This is a genomic window from Mucilaginibacter dorajii (assembly GCF_024808255.1).
Taxonomy (GTDB): Bacteria; Bacteroidota; Bacteroidia; order Sphingobacteriales; family Sphingobacteriaceae; genus Mucilaginibacter; species Mucilaginibacter dorajii.
In genome coordinates this window covers 196,504-206,490 of sequence record NZ_JANTYS010000002.1, presented here as the reverse complement: position 1 = coordinate 206,490, position 9,987 = coordinate 196,504, and the positions used below count along the sequence as shown (strand labels likewise).

Annotated in this window: 4 protein-coding genes; 2 read left to right on the top strand and 2 right to left on the bottom strand. The window is 46.7% G+C overall.

Features of this window, described 5'->3' with window-relative positions:
* Positions 1–93: 93 nt before the first annotated feature.
* Complete coding sequence (lolA1, locus tag FHS10_RS02890) at positions 94–771, bottom strand: outer membrane lipoprotein periplasmic chaperone LolA1 (protein WP_259087530.1); 678 nt, start codon at positions 769–771, stop codon at positions 94–96.
* A 70-nt stretch (positions 772–841) separates the two neighbouring features.
* Entirely contained in the window at positions 842–3,427 is a 2,586-nt protein-coding gene (locus tag FHS10_RS02885; RefSeq protein WP_259087528.1) for an FtsK/SpoIIIE family DNA translocase, read from the bottom strand.
* A 475-nt stretch (positions 3,428–3,902) separates the two neighbouring features.
* Here FHS10_RS02885 and FHS10_RS02880 point away from each other — a divergent pair, with 475 nt between their 5' ends.
* Together FHS10_RS02880 and FHS10_RS02875 are read left to right on the top strand one after the other, a co-directional pair.
* Positions 3,903–4,550 carry an ankyrin repeat domain-containing protein gene (locus FHS10_RS02880; RefSeq protein WP_259087526.1) on the top strand — a complete coding sequence of 216 codons (648 nt, stop codon included), beginning with the start codon at positions 3,903–3,905 and terminating at the stop codon, positions 4,548–4,550.
* A gap of 347 nt (positions 4,551–4,897) precedes the next feature.
* Positions 4,898–9,970 carry an NHL domain-containing protein gene (locus FHS10_RS02875; protein ID WP_259087523.1) on the top strand — a complete coding sequence of 1,691 codons (5,073 nt, stop codon included), beginning with the start codon at positions 4,898–4,900 and terminating at the stop codon, positions 9,968–9,970.
* The last annotated feature ends 17 nt before the right edge of the window (positions 9,971–9,987 follow it).

The following is a 9,987-nucleotide window of genomic DNA, read 5'->3' as shown; positions in this document are numbered from 1 at the left end:
TGGCATTTTGTAATATTTACCTCAACAAAAACGGCGGTGATCCCTAAAATCATCGCCGTTAAAGTCTAATATCTCAAATCTCACATCTCAAATCTACCGCAGGTCCACCACTTCAACACCGGGGTGTGCTTTGGCGTCCCAACCAAACGTGCTATCGGGGATGGGGGCATTTGGCGTAAATGCTTTTACAGTATAGTTATACTTGTTACCGTTTTTATCAAACAAAAGGGCGCTGTAAATTTGTTTTTTTACCTTATCAACCAGTAACCTCACCTTAAAAATGGTTTGTTTTTCGTTCTCGGGGGTCAGGTCAATTACCTGGTATGTTTTGCCGGCAATCTTTTGTTCGCCTGTGTACAGGTATTTGTAGCCCTTTTCGTAAATGGTAAAGATTTGCGAAGGGTTGCTTATGCCTTCGCCGCCCTTGGCTGCATCGCCAACCTGCACTTCTTTATCTTTTTTAAGATAAGTCCATTGGCTCTTACCATCGCTGATGATCTCTTTATCCACATCTTTGACGGCTGCCGAACTGTACAGGGTAACTTTATACTTACCGGCTTTCGCTTTTGATATCAGGGTTCCGGTTTGGGTTTCTTTAACGCCGGCCTGCTGGTTATCTAACGTTAAACTAAAATCGGCCTTAATTACGTCATACGATTTATATTTTTGACTTACCTGGGCAAGGATGGCCTTGGCCTGGGCGTCTTTTTGGGCAAATGCGGTAGTACAGGTACTTAAAGCTAACAGGGTATATAGGATTGTTTTTTTCATGGGTTGTTTTATGTTCAACAACTAAAATGTTATTATAGTTAAAGGTTAGAGCAAAGAAATTGTTTTTGGTTTAATCTTTAGGTTTCTGTAAAGTTTCCAGGTAGCGTTCCAGGCTATATTCATCGGGATAAAGCACATCGCGGGCCTTGCTGCCTTCAAAAGCGCCAACAATACCGGCGGCTTCCAACTGGTCGATAATACGACCGGCACGGTTATAACCCAATTTCATTTTACGCTGAATTAATGAGGTTGATCCCTGCTGATGCAGCACAATTAAACGCGCGGCTTCTTCAAACATCGGGTCGCGATCATCCGGATCATACTCCTTGGCGCTGCTGGTTTCGCCTTCGCCTACGTACTCTGGTAGTAACATAGCAGTAGGGTAGCCGCGCTGCTCACCAATAAAGTTGGATATCGCTTCTACCTCCGGTGTATCCACAAAGGCGCATTGCAGGCGGATCAGGTCGCTCCCGGTTGAGAACAACATATCACCACGGCCGATCAACTGATCGGCACCACCGGCATCCAATATTGTACGCGAATCTATTTTTGATAATACCCTGAACGCTAAACGCGATGGAAAGTTGGCCTTAATAGTACCCGTAATGATATTTACCGATGGCCTTTGCGTAGCAATTACCAGGTGGATGCCAACCGCACGGGCCAGCTGGGCAATACGGGCTATAGGCACCTCAACCTCTTTACCGGCGGTCATCATCAAATCGGCAAACTCATCAATTACCAGTACAATAAATGGCAGGTAACGGTGTTTTTCGGGGTCGCTTATTTTGCGGTTAACAAATTTGGCGTTATACTCTTTGAGGTTACGTACCTGTGCGTCTTTCAGCAGGTCATAACGCTGGTCCATTTCAATACAAAGCGAGTTTAGCGTGTTCACTACCTTTTTGGTATCGGTAATAATGGCGTCGGCTTCATCGGGCAGTTTGGCCAGGAAATGCCTTTCTATCTTGCGGAAAAGCGTTAACTCCACCTTTTTAGGATCCACCAATACAAACTTTAGCTCGGCAGGGTGCTTTTTAAATAGCAGCGATACCAATATGGCGTTAATACCAACCGATTTGCCCTGGCCGGTAGCACCTGCAACCAAAAGGTGGGGCATTTTGGCCAGATCGGCAATAAACACTTCGTTGCTGATGGTTTTACCCAGGGCAATGGGAAGATCCATGGTAGTGGTCTGGAATTTTTCTGTAGCGAGGATAGACCGCATCGAAACCATTTCGGGACTTGAATTTGGCACCTCGATACCGATGGTACCCTTACCCGGCATAGGCGCTATGATACGGATACCCAAAGCAGCCAGGCTCAGCGCGATATCATCCTCCAGGTTTTTGATCTTGGAGATGCGCACACCCGGTGCAGGGATAATCTCATACAGGGTAACCGTTGGCCCAATGGTAGCTTTGATCTTATCAATCTCGATGTTGTAATGGTTTAGCGTTTCAACAATTTTGTTTTTGTTGGCTTCCAGTTCTTCGGCATTAACCGAAATTTTGTTTGAACCGTGGTTCTCTAACAGATCAAGGTGGGGGAATTTGTAGGAGGCCAGGTCAAGCCGGTGATCATAAATGCCAAACTTGTTTACCAGTTCCTGTGCTTTTACGTCGTCGGCCTTTTCAACAGCCAACTCCGGCATCGGGCGGTTTACATCGATGGTAAGCGGGATCTCGTCCTCTTCCTCGGGCTCGTGCCTTGCGGTTGTAGTAGGCGTTAGTACAATTGGCTCATGATAAGTAGGCGTTTGTACCATTGGCGGCTGTTGTTGCACCGGCTCGGGCTTTACGGCATTTACCTGGGCGGCCAGGGTATCCTTAACGCGGTTACCGTTACCCCGGGGCCATTCAACGGGGATATCAATATCCTCTTCGTCTATCAGTTCAACCGGCTCGGGTGTTACCTCGTCAACAGCCATGGCATTAACAGGTTTTTCCTTGCGGGATGGTATTTTAAAGTCGATATTATAAGCGATAACCAATACAGCCAGGGCCAGGAATACCAGCAGACCGCCTGTACCGGCCGGGCCTACCTGCGCATCTAACAACCGGTTACACCAGTAACCAAAACCACCTTCTAAAAAGTGAGGATAGTCGGTAATAAACGCGTGGAAATAGCCTATTGCGGTTGATAAAAATACAATGCAAAAGATGGAATAAGCCAGGGTTTTCACCATCGAGAAAAGCCTTACCTTAAACAGCAGGCGGTAACCCAATACAAAAAATATAAAGATAAAAATGAACGAGGCTACCCCAAACCACTCATAAATGAACTGGTTGCTTAGCAGCGCGCCAAATTTACCCAGCCAGTTTTGCGCTATGACGGGTGTACCGGCATCGGCAATTTCGTGCATGGTTTGGCCTGTGGCAAGGTTATGCCAGCCGCCATTGGTTTGCGAAATATAACTCTGATCTTCCTGCCATGTAAACAGGTAGGAAGTAAAGGCGATGAGGAAATAAACCGACAATAACAGCGAAAATAACCCCGCTATTTTTGCCGCCCGTCCGTTTTCCATATCAAAGCGCGGCATTTTGGGCAGCGCTTTTTTTATTCCCCGTTCCTTATCAACCTTACCGCTGGTTTGGCGGGGCTGATCATCGTCCTTAAAACTATTTGATTTAAACTGATTTCCTTTTACCGGCATCCTGATGTAACATCCTTTAACTGCAAACTTACATAAATTTTCACCTATGCAATTTTACAAAAACAACATATCTGTATAAACTCCCCTCGCTGCCCGGCCCCAAACCTACAGCATATCCACATCTTTTGGAATCGTATTACCAAACAAAAACGTTGTCATTTCGAACGAACCGGTGGTGGGCGCGCGCCGGGAGGAGAGGAGAAATCTTATGCGAGCAGCTATGTTTGCTTATCGCTTATACAAGATTTCTCTTTCGCACCCCGCTCATGCCCCACCGTCGCTCTATCGAAATGACATTTTTCTTTTTTTAGAAAGATGTGTATACGCAGCAGGCCCCAAAACAGGCTATGGCCGAAATATAAAGTTAGCAGAATAAGCAAATAGTTAGGTGTATTTTTAATTTTTTAGTATAATTGATAAACGGGCTATAGCTTGCCTTAAAAATAAGCAACAATACCTAAATTTATCTTGCACCATGAGTATCGAAACGCTGGAGGAATACATTACCACCGCCAATTTACCCCAATTGGAAGCCCTGCTTACGCAAAAACCGGCGCTGGCCACAACCTCCACCGGTCATGGGGTTTCGCCGCTTATGTTATCCTGTTATTATAAACAGCCCGAGGTTACCGCGGTACTGTTAAAATACGTTACTAACCTTACCCTGTTTGAAGCCGCCGCCGCCGGCAAGCTGGATATTATGGCCAACATTGTTTACGAAAATCCAATGTCGCTTGATGATTACGCTGCCGATGGTTTTACGGCGCTTGGCCTGGCCTGCTATTTTGGTCATTATGATGCAGCCCGGTATTTGGTATTGAAGGGGGCCGATGTAAACCGCCCGTCAAGCAATGGCTTTCATGTATACCCGCTGCATTCGGCCTGTGCCGGTAATTATACCCAAACTGCCCGCATGCTGATAGAAAACGGCGCGCTCATCAATGTAAAACAGCAGGCAGGAGCCACGCCACTGCACTCCGCCGCCCAAAACGGCAACCTGGAATTATTGATCCTCCTTTTAGAACACGGTGCCGAAGTAAACACCCGCATGGAAGGCGGCAAACTCCCCGCCGACCTGGCATTGGAAAAGGGATTCGAGGAGATAGCGGCTATACTCAGTTAAAAGAGAGGCAAGAATTAAGAGTTAAGATAGCTGCGGGGGGTAAATTACTGTGATTGCTTCATATATAACTAAAGTTTGTTGCTAAAACAGCTGTCATCCTGACGAAGGAAGGATCTATTCTACACCATGCCAGTTAACGCTGCAAAACCCGCGAATAGTCGCCTCCTGCCTCATGACAGGCCTTTTATTAAGGTCAATTCCCCTTAGATGTTCGTAGTATTATCATCCAGAGATTGAGGTTTTTAGAGGGGCTAATCATTCCCCAAACTCTTAATTATTGCCAATAATATTTTTCGATATAAGGCTTAATTTTTATAATTTGTAGCACTTTAATATTATCACAAAGCTTGAGACGGGATTTGCCAAAGGTTATTGAAAAAAAGCGTTATATTCTTTTTATAGCCGTTTTTTGTTTTGTTCATATCGCATTTGCACAAGCGCAGTTATCCTCGCCCCAAATTATTTACCAAACACCACAGGTTTATAAGGTCGATCTGGCAATTACCCCATTAAAGCCGGCCAATACCGGCGGCGCTGTACCTGCCAACAGTTACGCCTACGCCGGCAAATTAAGCGGCAGCGGCAGCGCGGGTGCAGTTAACAGCGACGCCAGTAAATCGTCATTTAACTCGCCCGAGGGTTTGGCAGCCGACGCCAACGGCAATATCTATGTAGCCGATTTTAATAATAACATCATCAGGAAGATAGCGCCCGATGGTACCACAATTACCCTGGCCGGTGACGGAACTGCAGGTAACCAAAACGGACCGGCAAACCAGGCCAGCTTTAATGGCCCCGCATGGCTTACCGTTGACGCGGGCGGCAATGTATATGTGGCCGATACCAAAAACTTCCAGATCCGTAAGATAGACCCACTGGGCCAGGTAAGTGTTTTTGCCGGCGACGGAACCAAAGGATATAAAAACGGGCAGGGAACAGCGGCTGAATTTGATAACCTGGGCGGCTTAATAGCCGCCGCCGATGGTAATGTATATGTATGTGATGACGGTAATAGCCGCATCCGCAAAATTACGCCAGCCGGTTTGGTAAGCACCATTGTTGGCAATGGCGATTTTGGAAAAGCTGATGGCAACGGCGAACTGGCATCAATTGGCTATCCACTTGACATCACCATGGATAAACAAGGGAACTTTTATGTTGCCGATGAGGGTAACAGGCTTATCCGTAAAATTACCCCTTCGCTTGATGTAATTACCTTTGCCGGCAACAGCAACTACGCCAACTATGATGGCATAGGCACGCAGGCTACATTTAACAACATAACCAGTATAACCTGCGATGCTACCGGTACGCTTTATATAACCGATAGATACAATACGCTTGTACGCAAAATAACAAGTGCCGCGGCTGTGAGTACACTGGCCGGCAGTTCACTCAACCACTATAGCAATGGTGTAGGAAAACTGGCCGCTTTTGAAATACCATATGGGATTACAGCCGATAATAACGGCAATGTTTACGTTTCTGAAACTAAGGGTAACCGCATCCGCAAAATTTCGGTAACGGGTTATAGTATTGATAAGGACCTTTTGCCGGGTTTAAGTTTTGATGCTACAACAGGAATAATAAGCGGTACGCCGGCATTACCATGGCAAGCTACAGATTATAGCATAACGGCTTATAACTTAGCCGGCAGCAGTACTTCAATAGTAAATATTACTGTAGTAGAAAATCCGGCCCCGCCTGTTTCAGCTCCCGATATATCCTATCAAACCCCTCAAAGTTACCTGGTGGCCAAACCAATCAACAACCTGGTACCGCTAAACACCGGGGGAGTAATAAAACCTAATGATTATGGTTTGGTATCGGCTGTAGGTGGTACAGCTAAAACGCCTTTTATTGATCCATTTGGTGTAGCCATTGATAAAAATGGCTACGCCTATGTTGGCGATGCCGCTACCGACCAGATCTACAAAGTATCGCCGACAGGCGAAGTAACCCTATTGGCAGGCAGCGGGGAGTTTGATAGCAATGACGGAACAGGCGCACAGGCTTCATTTTATCACCCTTTTGGCTTAGCCATTGATGCAGCAGGTAATGTTTATGTAGCCGATTGGGGTGTTGATAAGATCCGCAAAATTACGCCGGCAGGTGTTGTAACCACCGTGGCCGGTGGGCATGGTTCAGGCTTTACAGACGGCCCGGTAGCGCAGGCTCAATTTAATTCGATATATAATGTTGCGGTAGATGCCGCCGGCAATTTGTACGTGGCCGATGCCGGCAACAACGCGATACGTAAAATAACGCCACAGGGAATAGTAAGTACGCTGGCGGGTGGCGGTGCGGTTGGCTACCAGGATGGTAAAGGCGCTGCCGCGTTATTTCACGCCCCGTCGGGCCTGGTTGTTGATAAGCAAGGTAATATTTTTGTTGCCGATGAAGAAAACGAGGTGATCAGAAAAATAACACCCGATGGCACTGTTACCACCTTTGCGGGCACAGGTGATTATGGCTGGCAGGACGGACCTAAAAGTACGGCTACTTTTAATTTCCCACGGGATGTAGCCATTGATGGTGCCGGTAATTTATATGTGGTAGATGAAGGCAATAATGCCATACGTAAAATAAGTACCGACGGAACGGTTAGTACGGTTGCTGGCAGTGGTCTTTTTTCGCTGGGCAACGGAGCTATTCAGGATAAGGCTATTGGCCGGGCCGCTGTTATTGGTGAACCTTTAGGTATCGCGTCTGACGAAAATGGTACATTATATGTGCCGGATGTAGGCGCGGAGCTATTGAAGAAAATTCAAACAAAGCAATATATTATTGATAAGCCCCTGCCGCCCGGTCTATCTTTTGATAACGCCACAGGGATTATCAGCGGCACGCCAACAACGGTATGGCCTGCTACAGATTATACCATTACGGGTTACAATGCCGGGGGGAGCAGCTCATTTATCGTTAATATCAAAGTCGACGGAGTAACGCCCCTGGTAGCACCTCCTGTTATTAAATACGAAACGCCGCAAACATACTATGTTGGTAAGGCCATACCGGTGCTTAGCCCAACCAATACAGGTGGTGCTGTACCGGCCAATGCGTATTCGCAGGTAACAACTATAAGTACCGGCGGCAATTTTAATCACCCAACTAATGTATGTAGTGATGGCGCAGGTGGGGTATACGTAGCAGATAGAGATAACAACGTTATAAAGCATATCAACAGCAGCGGCGTAATTAGCATACTGGCCGGCAGCGGCGCTGCAGGCAACACAAACGGACAAGGCGCACAGGCCCGTTTTAATGGACCAACTGATATTTGTTTAGGCGTAGATGGAAATTTATACGTTGCTGATACATACAATGACGTAATTCGCAGGATAACACCTGCTGGCCTGGTATCTGTTTACGCGGGCACAGGCTTGCAGGGCGATGATAATGGCAACATTACTACTGCCACTTTTAATGTACCAAATGCTATTACAACCGATGCGGCAGGTAATTTATACGTGGCAGAATACAGCGACCGGATTCGTAAAATAACGCCCGATGGTACCGTAAGTATTTTTGCCGGAAGCGGTACCAAAGGCGTGCAAAACGGGCAGGGTACTGCTGCTTCTTTTAATCGCCCGGCCGATTTGACTACAGATGCTGCGGGTAACCTGTACGTAGCAGATGGCGATAACAAGCTGTTACGCAAAATAAACCCGCAGGGAGATGTAATTACCATTGGGGGTAACGACGGGCGTGTGTTATCAACTATTTCGGGCGTAACCGTTGCACCAAACGGCACAGTTTATTTTTCCGATTCCGGTGGAGCTATTTATTATATTAATGCATCGGGTAGCAGCACCTTGTTTGCAGGCAACGCGGCTTCTGTAGGTATCGATGGTATTGGTACTTTGGCCTCATTTAACTATCCCGAGGGGATTGACATTGGCAAAGATGGCCGTATTTATGTAGCCGATTTTGGGAGCAATAGCATCCGCATGATATACACTACCGGTTATATTATTGATAAGCCCTTGCCGGCAGGTTTAGTATTTGATGCTGCAACGGGTAAAATAAGTGGCACGCCAACAGCCATATCGGCACCGACAGATTATAGCGTAACGGCCTATAATCTTGGCGGCAGCAGCACATTCACTATCAATATAAAGGTAATAACCGAAGCACTGTTGCCGCAAACCATCACCTTTGCGCCAATAGCCGGTAAAACGGTAGGCGATGCCGATTTTGATCCGGGAGCCACCAGCACTAACGCAACCATCCCGGTAACTTATACCAGTGATAATCCCGCGGTAGCTGTCATTGTAAACAATAAAGTGGTTATAAAAGGTGTTGGTACAGCAAACATAATGGCCAGTCAGGCTGGTAACAGCAGCTACGCTCCCGCGGCGCCGGTTACACAGCCCCTTACTGTATCGGCTGCACCGCTGCTGCCGCAAACTATTACATTTGCCCCAATTGCAGATAAAACCATAGGCGACCCGGATTTTTTGCTGCTGGCAAGCAGCACCAACGCCAACATACCTATTGTGTATACCAGTGACAACCCAGCCGTGGCTGTAATTGAAAACAATAAGGTGGTTATTAAGGGAGTGGGTACGGCAAATATTACAGCCAGCCAGGCAGGTAACAGCATTTATACAGCGGCAACACCGGTAACACGTTCAGTTACGGTAGTAGCATTGGTGCAGCAGGAGCAAACCATTACTTTTGCGCCCATTGGCAATAAAACTTATGGCGATGTTGGTTTTGATCCTGGGGCTAACAGCAGTAACAGCACCATCCCCATTACTTACAGCAGCGATAATAACGCGGTTGCGGTTATTATAGACAATAAAATAGTTATAAAAGGGGTGGGCACGGCAAACATAACCGCCAGCCAGGCAGGCAACAACGCTTACAAACCGGCGGCATCGGTAACACAGCCCTTCACCGTATTGAAGGCTGTTTTAACCATTATCGCCAATAATCAAACGCGCCCGGTACAGGTGCAAAACCCCGAACTTACTGTAAGTTATTCGGGCTTTGTTTATGGCGAAGGTGCCGGTGTGCTTGGTACAGCACCTGTAATTACAACTACGGCCGATATAGCATCTGGTCCGGGTACTTATCCTATTTTAGTTAGTGGGGCTGCGGCTGCTAATTACAGTATCAATTATATAAACGGTACGCTCACTATTGTGCCCAATATACAGGTACCCAACGCGTTTAGCCCCAATGCCGATGGTACTAATGATAGCTGGAAAATATCATCGTTAAATTACTATCCCGATTGCACCGTAAATATTTACAACCGGTATGGCCAGGTTGTTTATAAAAGTAATGGATACCAAAAAGAATGGGATGGCACCTTCAACGGTTCAGCCATCCCTGTGGGTACGTACTATTATATTATCGACCTTAAAAACAGTTCGCCATTAATTGTGGGCTATGTTGCTGTATTGAGGTAGCGCATACAGGCGGGTAA